Here is a 15,333-nt window from a genome sequence, read left to right as displayed (position 1 = left end):
GCGCAAAAAGCCCCGCTTCGCAAGCGACCCTCTCCGCACCCCCGGGTGCGAAACGGTGAGTCCATGTCCGATGACACCGCTTCCGCTCCCGACGAGGCGCCCCCCACCCTGTACCTGCTGCACGCTCTCGGTGCCAGCGCCCGCTCCTTCGACCGTCTCGCCACCCGCCTCGAAGGCCGGGTACGCGTGGTCGGCATCGATCTGCCCGGTTTCGGCGACGAGGCGCACGCCGACGACTCCCGCCTCGACACGAGCGTCGCCCACGTCGAGCGCCGCCTCCGTGCCGAGGCCGGCGGACGATGGATGCTGGGCGGGCACAGCATGGGCGGCAAGATCGCCGCGCTCGTGGCATCCCGTGTGCTGCGCGGAGACGCGCCGCTGTTCGGATTGAGCGGTCTGGTGCTGATGGCGCCGTCTCCGCCGCGCCCCGAGCCGATGGACGAGGATCGCCGCGCCCTCATGCTCTCGTGGGTGGCGGACGGTGCCATCGCGGAGCGGGATGCCGAGACCTTCCTCGCTCAGAACGTCGCGCGTCCGCTCGACGACGAGGCGCACGCGCAGGCGATCGCCGATCTGCGCCGCACGTCCCCCGCGGCGTGGCGGGCGTGGCTCGAGACCGGCAGCACGGTCGACGCCACCGCCGAGGTGCAGACCCTCGACCTCCCCGTCCTCGTCCTGGCCGGCACCGACGACGCCGACCTCGGGGCCGCCGCGCAACCCGGCCTGCTCGCGTCGGTCTTCCCCCGTGCGCGGTTCGCCGCGCTCCCCGACACGGGCCACCTCATCCCCCTCGAGCGCGACGCCGAGGCGGCCGACGCCATCTCGCGCTTCGTCGCCGACGAGGTGCGGGTGGGTCCCGTCGTGCCCGAGGAGTGGGCCCGCCTCATCGCCGGCGACCGGGTCGATGCCCGTGATCGCGGCATCCTGGCTCGCCGCGCGGTGCCCGACGACCGCGGGTACGCCCCCGCGGTGCTCGATCTCGAGCAGCTGACGCTGCTGCGCGAGATCGCCGATCTCGTGGTTCCGCAGGAGGGACCCGCGATCGACATCGCCGCGCGTGTGGACGCGCAGCTCGCGCGCGGCGAGGGCGACGGGTGGCGAAACGCCGACCTGCCCGCGGACCCCGAGGCGTACCGCCGGGGTCTGGACACCCTCGCCTCGGTCTGGCCGACGGATCCCGCCGACCGCCATCGCGTGCTCCGGGCCGCGATCGAGGGGGACGGCGACCACGAGGGGCCCTTCGACGCCGACCGGCTGAAGGCCTGGCTCGAGGACGTCCGCAACGACCTCGTCCGCCAGTGGCTCGCGCACCCCGCCGGCATGGCGCGCGTGGGCTACGACGGCTTCGCCACCGGCGGATCCCCCATCCGCGGCTATGTGGAACTGCGTCTGGGACGCCGAGAAGACTGGGAGCCGTCCGGGGTGGGCGGCACGATCGCGACGGGAGACGCCGCATGAACCTCGAAGCGATGCGCACGTACAGCGACGACGAGACGGTCGACGTCGTCGTCGTGGGAACCGGCGCCGGGGGCGCCCCCCTGACCGCCGAACTCGCCGGAAAGGGGCTGAGCGTCGTCGCCCTCGAAGCGGGTCGTCACTTCGCCCTCGACGATCTGACCCCCGACGAGACCGAGGCCGTCGAGATCAACTGGATGTCGGATCGCCTGAGCGGCGGCGAGGACCCCACGGCGTTCGGTCCGAACAACAGCGGACGCGGCGTCGGGGGCTCGATGCTGCACTGGGGGGCGTTCACGCCGCGTCCCGACCGCCGCGACCTGGCGCTGCGCACCGAATCGGGTGTCGGGCGCGACTGGCCGGTCGATCCCGACGAGCTGCTGTCGTACGTCGAGCGCGTCGAGGGCGACATCGGCGTCTCGGGGCCGACGCCCTATCCGTGGGATCCGACCCGCACGTACGCCTACGCGCCCGCTCGGCGCAACGCTCCCGCGAACCTCGTCGCGAAGGGCTGTGACGCCCTCGGCGTCCGCTGGGCCGATGCCCCCGCGGCCGTGCTCACTCGGGCTCGTCTGCAGGATCACCACGGCGAGCGCGGTGCGTGCGTGAACTGCGGCGAGTGCCATCAGGGGTGCCGAGTGGATGCCAAGGCCTCCACCGCCAACACGTACCTTCCCGCGGCCGTCGCCGCCGGCGCCGAGATCCGCAGCGAGTCGATGGTGCACGGCATCGAGCTCGACGAGCGCGGGCACGTCGCCGCGGTCGTGTACCGCAAGGACGGCGTCGAGCGGCGGCAGCGCTGCCGGGCCCTCGTGCTCGCCGGCGGTGGCGTCGAGACCCCGCGTCTGCTGCTGCACACGGGGATCGCCAACGACAACGGCCAGGTGGGGCGCAATTTCCTCGCGCACGGCGCGACCCAGGTGTGGGGACGCTTCGACGAGCCCGTCCGCGGGCACCGCGGCTACCCGTCGTCCCTCATCTCCGAGGACATGATGCGCCCCGCCGACGCGGACTTCGCGGGTGGTTACCTCGTGCAGAGCCTCGGCGTCATGCCCCTGACCCTCTCGACCACTCTCGTGCGCGGCGGAGGACTCTGGGGCCCGGAGCTCATGCAGCGGCTGGACCAGTACCGCTTCATGGCCGGTATCGGCATCAACGCCGACTGCCTGCCCGCCGATGACAACCGCCTGGTGCTGAGCGACGAGACCGACGAGTTCGGCATCCCCCGCGCGCACGTGACCTTCACCGCCGGCGAGAACGAGAAGGCGATCGACCGGCATGCGACGGCGTTCATGCTGCGTGTCATGCAGGCCGCGGGAGCGCGGGACACCCTGGTGCTGGCCCGCACGGCCCACACCATCGGGACGTGCCGCATGTCGAGCGATCCGTCGGACGGCGTGGTCGACGCCGACGGACGCTCGCACGAGATCCCCAACCTGTGGATCTGCGACAACTCCGTCTTCCCGTCGGCGATCGCGGCGAACCCGGCGCTGACGATCATGGCGTTGTCGCTGCGCACGGCGGATCGCTTCCTGGCATCCGCCGCCGCCGCCTGACGCCCCTCCCCGTCCCCTCTCCGTCGAGTGTCCAGAACACGCCGCGCCTGTGCCGAGCGAGGCGGCGTGTCCTGGACGCTCAACATCACCTGGCGCGGGAAGGGAGAATGGATGCCATGAAGCTCGCGCATCTCGTCCGGTTCGCCGCCCTCGCCGAGGAGCTGCACTTCCCCCGCGCGGCCGAGAAGCTCGGCATCCCCCTCGCGTCGCTCTACACCACCCTCGACAAGCTCGAGGAGGAGGTCGGGCAGCCGCTCGTCCAGCGCACAGCGCCGACGCGTCTGCTGCCCGCGGGCACGCTGCTGCTCGAAGAGGCGCACCGCCGCATCGCCGACGCGCCGACGCCCGCGCCGACGCAGAAGGCCCCGGGCGGCGGAAAGGCGAAGGCCTCCAAGGGCAAGGGCCGGGCGCCCATCGTCAAGGGCCAGCCGAAGCCGTACAAGAAGCGTCAGGGGCGCTGACCCGGTCGCACCCTGCAGCCTCCCCTCGATAAACGCTTCCTGTCCCGAAACACTCCGTCTGAAGGCGTGTCTCGCGACGCGAAGCGTTTATCGATGACGTCACAGCTCGGAGACCCGGCCCGCTTCCACGTGCCAGCGGCGGTCGGTCTCGACGGCGGCGAGCATGCGGCGATCGTGCGTCACGAGCAGCAGGGTGCCCGTGTACGACGCCAGCGCCTGCTCGAGCTGCTCGATCGCGGGCAGGTCGAGGTGGTTGGTCGGCTCGTCGAGGACCAGCACGTTGACGCCGCGCGCCTGCAGCAGCGCGAGTCCCGCACGCGTGCGCTCACCCGGCGACAGCGCGTCGACGGGACGCGTGACGTGGTCGGCCTTCAGCCCGAACTTCGCCAGCAGTGTGCGCACCTCGCCCGCGTTCATCTCGGGCACGAACCCTTCGAACGTCTCAGCCAGCGAACGCTCCCCGACCATGAGCGATCGCGCCTGGTCGATCTCGCCGATCTCGACGCTCGCGCCCAGGCTCGCGGTGCCCTCGTCGGGGTCTTGTCGACCCAGGATGCCGCGCAGCAGCGTCGATTTACCGGCGCCGTTGGGGCCGGTGATGCCGATCCGCTCCCCCGCATTGACCTGCAGCGAGACGGGCCCGAGCTGGAAACCGCCCTGGCGCAGCACCGCGCCCGAGAGGGTCGACACCACCGCGCTCGAGCGCGGAGCCGATCCGATGGTGAACTCCAGCTGCCATTCCTTGCGTGGTTCCTCGACCTCGTCGAGCCGTGCGATGCGGCTCTCCATCTGCCGGACCTTCTGCGCCTGCTTCTCGCTGGATTCGACCGAGGCCTTGCGACGGATCTTGTCGTTGTCGGGCGCCTTCTTCATCGCGTTGCGCACGCCCTGGCTCGACCATTCGCGCTGGGTCCGCGCACGTGACACCAGATCGGCCTTCGTCTCGGCGTACTCGTCGTACTTCTCGCGCGCCTGGCGGCGCAGGGTCGCCCGCTCCTCGAGGTACGCGTCGTATCCCCCGCCGTACAGGCGGTGCGCGTTCTGCGCGAGGTCGAGCTCGAGAACCCGCGTGACGGCCCGGGCGAGGAACTCGCGATCATGGCTGACCAGCACGACGCCGCCCCGGAGTCCCCGCACGAAGGACTCGAGACGCTCGAGGCCGTCGAGGTCGAGGTCGTTGGTGGGCTCGTCCAACAGGGCGATGTCGAAGCGGGAGAGCAGCAGCGCCGCGAGTCCGACGCGCGCGGCCTGACCGCCCGACAGGCCGGTCATGAGCGCGTCGACGCCGACGGTCAGCCCCAGGTCGGCCAGCACGACCGGCATCCGCTCGTCGAGGTCGGCGGCACCGCTGGCGAGCCAGCGCTCCAACGCCGTGGCGTACGCGTCGCCGGCTCCCACGGCGGCGGGGTCGCCCAGGGCCGCGGCCGTGGCATCCATCTCGCTCGTCGCCTCGGCGCAGCCGGTGCGACGCGCGATGTACTGGGCGATGGTCTCGCCGGGGACGCGTTCGTGCTCCTGCGGCAGCCAGCCGACGAAGGCGTCCGCCGGCGCGAGACTGATCGAGCCCTCCTGCGGGTCGTCGACGCCCGCGAGCAGGCGGAGCAGCGTGGACTTGCCGGCACCGTTGGCTCCGACGACGCCGACCACGTCGCCGGGTGCGACGGTGAGGTCGACGCCGCTGAAGAGCGTGCGGTGCCCGTATCCCCCGGCGAGGTTCTGGGCGACGAGGGTGGCGGTCATTCCTCTAGTTTCTCAGGGTCGCCCGGCCGCCGTGTCTTCGTCGCGTCGGGCGAGAGGACCGCGTGCGAACGCGAGACCCGACAGGGCTCCGGATGCCGACACCACCCCCGCTGGAGCGGCACCGCGAGCGGCCCGCCTCCGCCGGTCGTCGCGCGACCTCGTGGGCGGCTCACCGCGCCCGAGGGTGTGATGTCGCGTAGACGTCCCGCAGCGCGTCGACCGAGACGTGCGTGTAGATCTGCGTCGTCGACACCGAGGCGTGCCCGAGCAGCTCCTGCACCACGCGCACATCGGCACCCCCCTGCAGCAGATGCGTCGCGAAGGAGTGGCGCAGCGTGTGGGGGGAGACATGGGCGGTCAGCCCCGCCCGCTCGGCCGCCGCCTGGATCACGAGCCACGCGCTCTGCCGCGACAGCGGGGCGCCCCGCACCCCCAGGAACAGACGCGGCGTCGCGCGTCCGCGGGCTGCCAGTGCCGGACGTACGCGGGTCAGGTAGGCCTCGACCGCAGCCCGCGCGTACGAGCCGACCGGCACGATCCGCTCTTTGTCACCCTTTCCGCGCACCCGCAGCAGGTCGCCGGGAGCGGTGTCGTCGACATCGAGCTGGACGATCTCCGACACCCGCGCCCCGGTGGCGTAGAGCATCTCGAGCAGGGCCCGGTCGCGGACCGCCGCGGGTTCCGCCGAAGAGGCGTCGAGGGACCCCGGCGCGGGACCCGCGGCATCCATCAGTGCGTCGACCTGCGCGATGGTGAGGGCCTTCGGCAACCGGCGGGGTGCCTTCGGCGGCCTCAGGCGGCCGCTCGGGTCGTCCGTGACGCCCCCCTCGCGCACGAGGAAGCGATGTAATCCCCGCACGGACGACTGCAGCCGGGCGAGCGAGGACGACGCCGGCGGCGGTTCGGCCGAGGCACGTTCGGCCACGAAGTCGGCGACGAGCGCGGGCGTCACCTGGTCGATGGAGGACAGTCCCCGCACCCGCAGCCACGCGACGTACACGTCGAGATCGCGCCGGTAGGCAGACACCGTGTGCGCCGAGAGCCCCCGCTCGAGCGCGACGTGCCGCAGATAGGTCTCGACCGCGCGCGCGAGCTCCACGTCAGGCCGAGGCGGCCTCGCGCCGCAGGACTTCGGCGGCGGCGAGTGCGCCGACGGCCAGGATGCCGTTGCGCACCCGACCGTCGAGCACCGCGTCGACGACCTCGGACAGATCGACACGCTGGACGAGCATGTCGGATTCCTCGTGCTCGCGCTCGAAGTCGTTCTCGACGGAGCTCAGCCCCCGCGCGAGGAAGATGTGCACGACCTCGTCGCTGCCGCCGGGCGTCGTGCGCATCGCCACGAGAGGCTGCCACCGGTCGGCGGCCAGGTCGACCTCTTCGCTCAGCTCGCGCTTGGCGGTCTCGAGAGGCGGCTCGCCCGCGACGTCGAGCAACCCCGCGGGGATCTCCCAGTCACGTTGCTTGATCGGATGCCGGTACTGCTGGATGAGAACGACGCGCTCGTCGTCGTCGATGGCCACGACCGCCGCGGCGCCGGGGTGCTCGACGTATTGGCGCGTCATCTCTCCGTCACCGTAGGTCACGGTGTCCGAGCGCACGTTCCAGACGGCGCCCTCGAAGACGAGCTCACTCGAGACGAGCTCGAGCTCGACGTCCTGGTCGCGCAGCTGCGTCACCTCAGTCCTCCTCGACATCGAACAGTTCGCTGGAGCGGTGACGCTCGAGCGAGGCCGCGACCAGGCCGCGGAACAGCGGGTGCGGCTCGGTCGGACGCGAGCGCAGCTCGGGGTGCGCCTGCGTCGCGATGTAGTACGGGTGCACGTCACGCGGCAGCTCGACGAACTCGACCAGGTCGAGGTCGGGGTTGAGGCCCGAGAAGACCAGGCCGGCGTCGCTCAGCTGCTGCCGGTAGGCGTTGTTGACCTCGTAGCGGTGGCGGTGGCGCTCCGAGATGCTGTTCGATCCGTACAGGTCTGCGGCGAGCGAGCCCTCGGCGAGCGCGGCGGGGTACAGCCCCAGACGCATCGTCCCGCCCAGATCGCCGCTCTCGAGGATGTCGACCTGCTCGGCCATGGTCGCCACGACCGGGTGGGCCGTGTCGGGGTCGAACTCGCTCGACGAGGCACCGTCGAGACCGGCGACCGTGCGCGCGTACTCGATGACCATGCACTGCAGGCCCAGGCAGATACCGAGAGTCGGGATGCCCTGCTCCCGCGCGAAGCGGAGCGCGCCGAGCTTGCCCTCGATCCCGCGGATGCCGAACCCTCCGGGGACGATGATGCCGTCGACGGCGCCGAGCGCCTTGGCCGCCCCCTCGGGCGTCTCGCAGAGGTCGGAGGGGATCCACGTGATCTTCACGTGCGTCTCTTGCCCGAAGCCGCCGGCCTTGATGGCCTCGGTGACCGACAAATAGGCGTCGGGAAGGTCGATGTACTTGCCGACGAGGCCGATCGTCACCTCGTGCTTGGGGTTGTGCACGGCCTGGAGCACGCGGCTCCAGCGCGACCAGTCCACGTCGGCGGCCTTGTCGATGTCGAGGGAGTCGACGATGTAGGCGTCCAGGCCCTGGTCGTGCAGCATCGTGGGGATGTCGTAGATGCTGGGCACGTCGATCGCGTTGACGACGGCGTCCTCGTCGACGTCGCACATGAGTGCGATCTTGCGCTTGTTCGACTCGGTGACGGGGCGGTCGCTGCGCAGCACGAGGGCATCGGGCTGGATGCCGATGGATCGCAGCGTGGCGACGGAGTGCTGGGTGGGCTTGGTCTTCTGCTCGCCCGAGGCGCCCATGAAGGGCACGAGCGACACGTGCACGAAGAACACGTTCTTGCGACCGAGCTCGTGACGGATCTGACGCGCGGACTCGATGAAGGGCTGGGACTCGATGTCGCCGACCGTGCCGCCGATCTCGGTGATGATGACGTCGGGCTGCGGGCTCTCGCTCGCCTGCAGGCGCATCCGGCGCTTGATCTCGTCGGTGATGTGCGGGATCACCTGCACCGTGTCGCCGAGGTACTCGCCGCGGCGCTCCCGCGCGATCACCTGCGAGTAGATCTGGCCGGTCGTGACGTTGGCGGCCTGACTCAGCTCGATGTCGAGGAAGCGCTCGTAGTGCCCGATGTCCAGATCGGTCTCGGCGCCGTCGTCGGTCACGAAGACCTCGCCGTGCTGGAAGGGGTTCATCGTGCCCGGATCCACGTTGAGGTAGGGATCGAGCTTCTGCATGACCACGCGGAGCCCGCGGGCCGTGAGCAGATTGCCGAGGCTTGCCGCCGTCAGGCCTTTACCCAGAGAGGAGACCACTCCTCCGGTCACGAAGATGTGCTTCGTCGTGAAGGTCGTGCTGTCTGATTGTCCCGCGTCCGAAGTCTGCATCACGGGCTTCGATCCTATCAGTCGCGTTCGAGGGTTCGTTCAGAGTCTGGCAGCCACGTCCGACATCCGCGTCACGTGCTCGCGTCGACCGCGGGTCAGCGTGCCCGCCCGGTCTCGAGCAGCTCTCGGGCATGGGTCAGGGCCGCGTCCGAGTCGCTGAGCCCCGACAGCAAGCGCGCCATCTCGGCCTCGCGCTCGGCACCGTCGAGGCGCCGGACACTGGATGCCGTGACCGCCCCGTCGTTCCCCTTGACCACCGTGAGATGGTTGCCGGCGAAGGCGGCGACCTGCGCGAGGTGGGTGACGGCGATGACCTGCGACGACTCGGCGAGTCGCGCCAGTCGACGACCGACCTCGATCGCCGCGGCGCCGCCGATACCGGCATCCACCTCGTCGAAGACGAACGTGGGCACCGGATCCACCGCGGCGATCACGACCTCGATCGCCAGCATCACCCGGCTGAGCTCACCGCCCGAGGCGCCGCGCGACACGGGCCGCGGGTCGGCTCCCGGGTGGGGCGCGAGCAGGATCGAGACCTCGTCCCGGCCGTGACCGGCCGGCGCGGCCGGCGACACCTCGACGATCAGTCGCGCGTCGGGTAGAGCGAGCGCGTGGAGCTCCTCGGTCACGGCGGCGCCGAGGCGCTCCGCGGCCTCACGCCGGGCGGCGGTCAGTGCGTCGGCGGCCGTGTCGAGCTCCCCGGCGGCGGCGTCGCTGTCGCGGGTGAGCCGGTCGATGCGGTCGCCGTCGTCGTCCAGCTCGAGCAGACGCGCGGAACCCGTCTCGAGCAGCGCGATCGCCGCGCTCACCGATCCGTGGGTGCGTGCGAGCCCCGCGAGTACGCCGCGTCGCTCGTCGACGGCCGCGAGTTCGTGGGGGCCGGACTCGTCGAGATCGGCGAGGTAGCCCGAGAGGGCGACCGCCGCGTCGGTCGCCCGATACCCCAGGTCGGCGACGAGCTCGCCGATCGCGCCGAGGGCGGCGTCGCTGTCCGAGATCCGTTCGAGGGCGCGACGGGCCTCGGCCAAGAGCGTCACGACGTCGGGTCCGTCATCGTCGGCCGACAGCGCTGCGTGCGCCGTCACCGCGGCGATCCGCAGCTCTTCGGCATTGGCCAGACGCTCGGCGCGCCGCGCGAGCTCGTCTTCTTCGCCGGCGAGCGGAGCGGCCGCTTCGATCTCGGCGATCGCGGCCCGCAGCTGCTCCGCCTCGCGCGCCCGCTCCTCGCGGTCCGCCGTGAGAGTCCTCAACTCGGCGTCGAGGGAGCGCCAGGACTCCCACGCCGCACGGTACGTCGCCCGAGCGGATGCCACGACCTCGCCCCCGAAGCGGTCCAGCGCGTCGCGCTGGGCGGCGGAGGAACGCAGGCGCAGCTGATCGGACTGCCCGTGCACGACGACCAGGTCATCGGCGAGGTCGGCGAGGACGCCCGCGGGAGCCGTCCGCCCGCCGACGGTCGCGCGGCCACGCCCTTCGCTTGAAACCGTGCGCCCCAGGTACAGCTCGGCGGCGCCCTGTCCGACGGGCTCGACATCGCCGCCGGCTTCGCGGACCCTCGCGGCGACGGGACCGTCTTCGGGGACGAGCCAGACGCCCTCGACCGCGGCCTGCGCCGCGCCCTTGCGCACGGCGCCCGAGTCCGCGCGCTGGCCCAGCAGCAGGCCCAGTCCGGTGACGACCATGGTCTTTCCCGCCCCGGTCTCCCCGGTGATGGCGGTGAAGCCCCGACCGATCGGCAGGGTCGCATCGGCGATCACGCCGAGGTCCTTCAGCCGCATCTCCTCGATCATGAGGACCCTCCCGCCGAGCCGCGCCAGCCGGCGACCGGGAGGCGGAATTTACGCACCAGTCGGTCGGTGAAGGCGGCGGGGTGCAGCCTGGCCAGACGGACGGGTCGCGAGGAGCGCCGCACGACGACGCGCGCGCCGGGTGGCAGCTCGTGCGAGCGTCGACCGTCGCACCACAGGATGCCGCTCCCGCTCGTCCGCTCGAGAACCTCCACCGCCACGGTGGCGTCGGGGCTGACCACCAGCGGGCGGGCGAACAGCGCGTGCGCCGACAGGGGGACGACGGCGATGGCTTCGACGGTCGGCCAGATCACCGGCCCCCCGGCGGAGAAGTTGTAGGCCGTCGAACCGGTCGGCGAGGCCACGACGACGCCGTCGCACCCGAAGGACGACAGCGGACGCCCGTCGACTTCCATCACGACTTCGAGCATGCGTTCGCGGCTGGCCTTCTCGACCGTCGCCTCGTTGAGGGCCCAGGTCTCGAAGATCACGGTGTCATCGGCGTCGAGGACCCGGACGGCCAGGGCCAAGCGCTCTTCGACGGCGTAGTCCCGGGCGATGACCCGGCGCACGGCGTCATCCATGTCATCCCGCTCGATCTCGGCGAGGAAGCCCACATGGCCCATGTTGATGCCGAGGATCGGCGCGGTCCCGCCGCGGACGATCTCTGCCGCACGCAGGATCGTCCCGTCGCCGCCGAGGACGATCGCCAACTCGACGTCCTGGATCGACACGTCGACCCCGAGGGTCGCCACACCGTCGAGCGAGAGCCGCTCGGCGAGTTCGGGGCGGTCCTCCGCCGAGACCACGGGCGTCCCGCCCGCCGCGCGAACGGCCGTCAGGATGCGCTCGGCGGCGTGGACGGTGTCGTCGCGGCGCGCGTGGACGACGAGAAGGATTCGGCGATCGCTGGGGGTCATCGGCTTCCGGTCAGTCGGGTCACGGTGCTCTCCCATTCTGAGGGGTCCGCGCCGCGGGCGGCCGAGAACCACGCGACGTACTCCTGGTTGCCGTGCGTTCCGACGATCGGGGAGGAGATGATCCCGGCGGTGCGCAGGCCCGCGTCCCACGCGGCCCACAGCACGCCGTGCACGGCGTCGGCTCTGACCGCGGGATCGGTGACCAAGCCACCCTTGACGGCCGTGCGTCCCGCCTCGAACTGCGGTTTGACGAGCAGGACGACGTCGGCGGAAGGGTGGGCGGTCGCCGCGACCGCGGGGAGGACGTGCGTCAGGGAGATGAACGAGAGATCCCCCGTGACGATCAGCGGGCGCTCGGCCACGCCGGTCGCGGCGGCGAGGGTCTCGGCGGTCATGAACCGCACGTTATATCCCTCCACCGACACGACCTGGGGATCGGATGCCACGACGGTGGACAACTGCCCGTGTCCCACGTCGACGGCCATCACCGGACGCGCACCGCGCTCGCGCAGCACCTGGGTGAATCCTCCGGTCGACGCGCCGAGGTCCAGGGCGACGCGCCCCTCGACCTCGAGCGGGAACGCGTCGAAGGCGGCGAGCAGCTTGTGGGCGGCGCGGCTGACGTAGTGGTCGTCGCCCGCGACCTCGATCGCCTGGGAGTCGTCGACCTGCGCCGACGACTTCACCACCGGACGACCGTCGACGCTCACGAGACCGGCGGCGATGAGCTGAGCGGCGTGCGAGCGCGAGCGCGCCAGTCCTCGAGCCGCGAGGACGGCGTCCAACCGCGGGCTCACGGGCGCGACGCGGACGTGTCGCCGGGCGCGGATTCGAGGCGTCGCGCCAGCTCGTCGTGCACGGCCGCGTAGGCGCTCGCGCGTTCCGCGAGAGGTTGTTCCTCGATGACGCGGAGACGATCGATCAGATCGCGTGCGGCATCCGGGGCGGCGCTGTCCGACATGGATGCCATGCTACCGACGTCAGCGCACGCGGAACGGGTCGGCGTAGAGCTGCGGCGGCACCCGGAACCCGAAGATGGCGCGTCCGGAGTTCCAGATCGCGGTCGCCCCGGCGCGGAGCAGGTCGATCGGGCGCCCCTCCGAGACGATGCGCAGGTCGACCCCGTCGATCTCGACGACGGCATCTCCCACACGAGTTCGATCGCCCTTGACGATCGTCGTGGGGTAGGGCTCGAACAGCTGGCGGAGGTCCTCGACGATGTAGTCGGGCCGTTGTGCGGGCGGTGCCGCGAGGACCTGCTTGGGACGGTCGATCCCCGTCAGCACGAGCACCGAACGCATCTCGGCCGTCTTGGCGCCTTGGATGTCGGTGTCGAGGCGGTCGCCGATGAACAGCGGCGCCTGGGCGCCGGTGCGGGTGATCGCTTCGTCGAAGATCGGGCGTTCGGGCTTTCCCGCGATCGTCGCGAGCCGACCGACGGCGGTGTGCACGGCCGAGACGAGCGTCCCGTTCCCCGGTGCGACGCCCCGCGCCTGAGGAATCGTCCAGTCGGTGTTGGTCGCCACCCAGGGGATCCCCCCCTCTTCCGGAGGCGTCGCGAGCGCGTAGGCGGCTTCCGCGAGCTGCGCCCAACCGACCTCGGGGGCGAAGCCCTGCACGACGGCCGCGGGGTGCTCGTCGGCACTGCGGGTCACCACGAAGCCGGCCCTCTCGACCTCGACGACCAGACCTTCGCCACCGATCACGAGCAGGGTCGATCCCGCAGGGACGAGGTCCTTCATCAGTCGCATGGCCGCTTGGGGGCTGGTGGTCACATCCTCGGGCGCGACCTGCAGCCCCAGCGAAGTGAGATGCGCCGCCACCGAGGCGTCGGTGCGCGAGGCGTTGTTGGTGATGTAGCCGAGCCGCCGGCCCTCGTTCTGAGCGCGGTTGAGGCTGTCTACGGCATGCGGCAGCGCACCGGGCCCCGCGTACACGACCCCGTCGAGGTCGGCGAGCACGACGTCCACACCGTCGAGCGGAGTAGACGACGCCGAGGACCGGCGGAAGATCACCGCTGTTCCTCGCCCGCGTCCGCCGCGGCCTCCGGCCGCGTGGGGGAATCGTCCGCGGGGGGCTCCGCGTCGGCCGAGGCCTCCTGGTGGGTGTCGTCCCCGGTTTGCGCGTCGGCATCGACTTCGGCGTGAACTCCGGCTGCGGCTTCGGGGTCGGCGTCCGCGTCGATCTCGGCTTCGGTTTCGTGCATCGGGATGACTCCGGATGCCACTCCCACCGCGCCGTCCTCGTCGATCAGGTCGATCTCCTCGACCACGATGACCTCGCGGTCCGCGACTCCGGCGGCGGCGTCGAGGGCCTCGGCGGCGATGTCCGCTCGACGCTCCCACTCGGCGGCCTCGGCCTCGCGACCGAGTTCTTCGAGAACGGCGGCACGGGCCGAGAAGAGGGCGGGGCTCCATTCGAAGGCACGGTCCGGGTCGGCCTCTGGGATGTCGAGCTCCAGGAGCGCCCGGTCGGGCTGGCCGAGATCCAGACGAGCGCCCGACATCGCGATCGCGAGCTGTACGCGCACCGGGACCGACAGGGTCGACCGGTCGACGGCGCGGCCCTCCTCGAGTGCGCGGTCGGGTCGCCCGACGCCGCGCTCACTGTCGACGATGAGCGGGAGCTGCTCATCGGATCCGGTGATGCGTCGATGCGTACGGAGTTCGCGCAGCGCGAGGGCGAAGTCGCCGACCGCGTATGCCGTGATGGCGACCGTCTCGCGGACGACGCCGACGCGTCCGGCACTGCGTGATGCCGCGAGGGCGTGCTGGTGGGCCAGGGCAGGGTCCTCGTCGATCACGCGCGCCGCCATCGCGAGGTGGCGGGCGACGTTATCGGCATTGTCCTTGCTCAGCGTCTTGAGCTCGTTGCGGGCGGCACCGGGGAGGTCGAAGGCGGTGACGTCCTCGGGCAGTTCCGGGCCCCGCTCGCGGCGATCCTGGGGCGGCCGCGTCGCACGGGCGTCATCTCGGTCGAAGCGGCGAGGTGCGCCCGCCCCCGGCCGGCTGTCGCGCGTCGGCCGCCGGTCTGCCGCACCGTAGCCTCGAGAGTCAGCGTCTCGACGGACGGGCCGATCGCCGTCCCGACGCACCGGACGATCACCGTCCGCGCGGAACGGACGATCACCATCGCGACGCACCGGACGATCACCTTCACGACGGACCGGACGATCACCGTCCGCGCGGAACGGACGATCACCATCGCGACGCACCGGACGATCACCGTCACGACGCACCGGACGATCACCGTCCCGACGGAACGGACGCTCCCCGTCCGCGCGGAACGGACGATCACCATCGCGACGCACCGGACGATCACCGTCACGACGCACCGGACGATCACCGTCCCGACGGAACGGACGCTCCCCGTCCGCGCGGAACGGACGATCACCATCGCGACGCACCGGACGATCACCGTCACGACGGACCGGACGGTCCCCGTCCCGACGGAACGGCCGGTCACCAGCCGCACGGAACGGACGATCACCGTCACGACGCACCGGACGGTCCCCGTCCCGACGGAACGGACGATCACCGTCCGCGCGGAACGGCCGGTCACCATCACGACGCACCGGACGGTCCCCGTCCCGACGGAACGGACGATCACCGTCCGCGCGGAACGGACGATCACCATCACGACGCACCGGACGGTCACCATCACGGCGCACCGGACGATCACGTTCGTTGCGGAACGGACGGTCGCCGTCACGGCGTGCGGGTCGATCGCCCTCGCGGCGTGCCGGGCGGTCATCGTCGCGACGAGCAGGCCACGAGTCGTTGTCGCGACGGAACGGCCGATCGCCGCGGGGGGCCGAGCCGTCGCCGCGGGGTGACTGTCCTCGTCCGGACGCACGGTCGCCCGAGCGCCCTTCGTTGCTTCTGCGCTCGTTCGCGTCGTCCGTCGGCATGACTGTCCTCCCGGGAGAAAACTACCCCGTAAATGCGAAATGGCCACCCAGCGTTGGGTGGCCATTTCGTGTGAAAAGAAGTCCGGCGGTGTCCTACTCTCCCACAGGGTCCCCCCTGCAGTACCA

General features: G+C 71.5%; 14 protein-coding genes. 4 read left to right on the top strand and 10 right to left on the bottom strand.

Features of this window, described 5'->3' with window-relative positions:
* Positions 1-63 precede the first annotated feature (63 nt).
* The 3 genes from ACIPVB_RS15285 to ACIPVB_RS15275 all read left to right on the top strand — a co-directional run bounded on the left by ACIPVB_RS15285 (position 64) and on the right by ACIPVB_RS15275 (position 3,472).
* Positions 64-1,458, top strand: coding sequence for an alpha/beta fold hydrolase (locus ACIPVB_RS15285; protein ID WP_400370022.1), 1,395 nt, complete (start codon positions 64-66; stop codon positions 1,456-1,458).
* The gene (locus tag ACIPVB_RS15280; protein ID WP_400370021.1) at positions 1,455-3,011 is read left to right on the top strand and encodes a GMC family oxidoreductase; all 1,557 of its coding nucleotides are present in this window, start codon (positions 1,455-1,457) and stop codon (positions 3,009-3,011) included. The genes ACIPVB_RS15285 and ACIPVB_RS15280 overlap by 4 nt, the downstream gene beginning before the upstream one ends.
* 116 nt (positions 3,012-3,127) lie before the next feature.
* On the top strand, positions 3,128-3,472 hold the full coding sequence (locus ACIPVB_RS15275) for a LysR family transcriptional regulator (protein ID WP_400370020.1): 345 nt from the start codon (positions 3,128-3,130) through the stop codon (positions 3,470-3,472).
* Positions 3,473-3,571: 99 nt separating this feature from the next.
* Here the strand turns inward: ACIPVB_RS15275 and ACIPVB_RS15270 are convergent, their stop codons facing one another.
* The 10 genes from ACIPVB_RS15270 to ACIPVB_RS15225 form a co-directional block, all read right to left on the bottom strand.
* Entirely contained in the window at positions 3,572-5,212 is a 1,641-nt protein-coding gene (locus ACIPVB_RS15270) for an ABC-F family ATP-binding cassette domain-containing protein (RefSeq protein ID WP_400370018.1), read from the bottom strand.
* 169 nt (positions 5,213-5,381) lie between these two features.
* Positions 5,382-6,311, bottom strand: coding sequence for a site-specific tyrosine recombinase XerD (gene xerD, locus ACIPVB_RS15265; RefSeq protein ID WP_400370017.1), 930 nt, complete (start codon positions 6,309-6,311; stop codon positions 5,382-5,384).
* A gap of 1 nt (position 6,312) precedes the next feature.
* Positions 6,313-6,891: an NUDIX domain-containing protein gene (locus ACIPVB_RS15260; RefSeq protein WP_400370015.1), complete on the bottom strand. Its 579-nt coding sequence runs from the start codon at positions 6,889-6,891 to the stop codon at positions 6,313-6,315.
* A gap of 1 nt (position 6,892) precedes the next feature.
* Positions 6,893-8,590, bottom strand: coding sequence for a CTP synthase (locus ACIPVB_RS15255; RefSeq protein ID WP_400370049.1), 1,698 nt, complete (start codon positions 8,588-8,590; stop codon positions 6,893-6,895).
* A gap of 95 nt (positions 8,591-8,685) precedes the next feature.
* Entirely contained in the window at positions 8,686-10,380 is a 1,695-nt protein-coding gene (recN, locus tag ACIPVB_RS15250; RefSeq protein ID WP_400370014.1) for a DNA repair protein RecN, read from the bottom strand.
* Complete coding sequence (locus tag ACIPVB_RS15245) at positions 10,377-11,297, bottom strand: NAD kinase (protein WP_400370013.1); 921 nt, start codon at positions 11,295-11,297, stop codon at positions 10,377-10,379. The genes recN and ACIPVB_RS15245 overlap by 4 nt, the downstream gene beginning before the upstream one ends.
* Positions 11,294-12,094, bottom strand: coding sequence for a TlyA family RNA methyltransferase (locus ACIPVB_RS15240; protein WP_400370012.1), 801 nt, complete (start codon positions 12,092-12,094; stop codon positions 11,294-11,296). Before ACIPVB_RS15240 ends, ACIPVB_RS15245 begins: the two co-directional genes overlap by 4 nt.
* The gene (locus ACIPVB_RS15235; RefSeq protein WP_400370010.1) at positions 12,091-12,258 is read right to left on the bottom strand and encodes a hypothetical protein; all 168 of its coding nucleotides are present in this window, start codon (positions 12,256-12,258) and stop codon (positions 12,091-12,093) included. The genes ACIPVB_RS15240 and ACIPVB_RS15235 overlap by 4 nt, the downstream gene beginning before the upstream one ends.
* A gap of 19 nt (positions 12,259-12,277) precedes the next feature.
* Positions 12,278-13,309 (bottom strand): HAD-IIA family hydrolase, encoded by a 1,032-nt coding sequence (locus ACIPVB_RS15230; protein WP_400370048.1) that lies wholly within the window; start codon positions 13,307-13,309, stop codon positions 12,278-12,280.
* Complete coding sequence (locus ACIPVB_RS15225) at positions 13,309-14,100, bottom strand: hypothetical protein (RefSeq protein WP_400370009.1); 792 nt, start codon at positions 14,098-14,100, stop codon at positions 13,309-13,311. Before ACIPVB_RS15225 ends, ACIPVB_RS15230 begins: the two co-directional genes overlap by 1 nt.
* 18 nt (positions 14,101-14,118) lie before the next feature.
* Here ACIPVB_RS15225 and ACIPVB_RS15220 point away from each other — a divergent pair, with 18 nt between their 5' ends.
* Positions 14,119-15,132, top strand: a complete 1,014-nt coding sequence (locus ACIPVB_RS15220) for a bacteriophage T4 gp5 trimerisation domain-containing protein (RefSeq protein ID WP_400370008.1) — start codon at positions 14,119-14,121, stop codon at positions 15,130-15,132.
* The last annotated feature ends 201 nt before the right edge of the window (positions 15,133-15,333 follow it).

This window comes from Microbacterium sp. NPDC090007, from assembly GCF_044748345.1.
Taxonomy (GTDB): Bacteria; Actinomycetota; Actinomycetes; order Actinomycetales; family Microbacteriaceae; genus Microbacterium.
Note: the sequence above shows the minus strand (reverse complement) of the source record. Positions and strands in the feature narration are given on the sequence as shown.